The following is a 582-nucleotide window of genomic DNA, read 5'->3' on the forward strand; positions in this document are numbered from 1 at the left end:
TCTCGCAACTGTTCGATGAGAGGGAGAAGAGCTGATCGAGCAAGTCCCGGCAGGAGATCGTGATCTTCCTTAACCAGCGCAATCAGCGTGCCGACACCGGCGATACCCTGGCGCGTGACGATCCCAAACTCGGCCAAATGGCCTCGCAAGGCGTTTATCAGCATGGTTGGCTGACGGATCAAAAGTTCGCGCACCCGGTGCAGCATCAGCAGACTCTGCTGCTCCTCGCTCTTTACCGGAACGAAACGCATCGTTGGGTCGCGTCACCGCTTCGCAAATCGCCTCTGCGTCCGTCACATCATTCTTCTCTGGTTGCCGCCCTCGATGCAAGAAGCCTTCCAACCTGATGTGCCCGGTGATCGAGTGCGTTCTTCTCTCAGGCCTTTCATTGCGACCTTTCAAGAAGCCGCGGGCCGGTATGGTGATCTGCGGATCGGGTCCAAATCTTCTGCAAGAGCTTTCAAGCTCGCGAACGATGTCTGGTTTTCCTGATCCAGATCTTTTCGATCATTGTGCCCATTCAGGTCATCGACTTCCTACACCTCCTTTACCGGCGCCAGTTTGTGTGGTGATGCATCCGTC

Annotated in this window: 1 pseudogene; it reads right to left on the bottom strand. The window is 55.8% G+C overall.

Going from position 1 to position 582, the window contains the following annotated elements:
* Window positions 1–315 (bottom strand): annotated as a pseudogene (locus EOA85_RS36780) (transposase); the annotation flags it as partial.
* Window positions 316–582: the final 267 nt, after the last annotated feature.

Origin of the sequence: Mesorhizobium sp. M5C.F.Ca.IN.020.29.1.1 (assembly GCF_003997375.1) — a bacterium.
Taxonomy (GTDB): domain Bacteria; phylum Pseudomonadota; class Alphaproteobacteria; order Rhizobiales; family Rhizobiaceae; genus Mesorhizobium; species Mesorhizobium wenxiniae.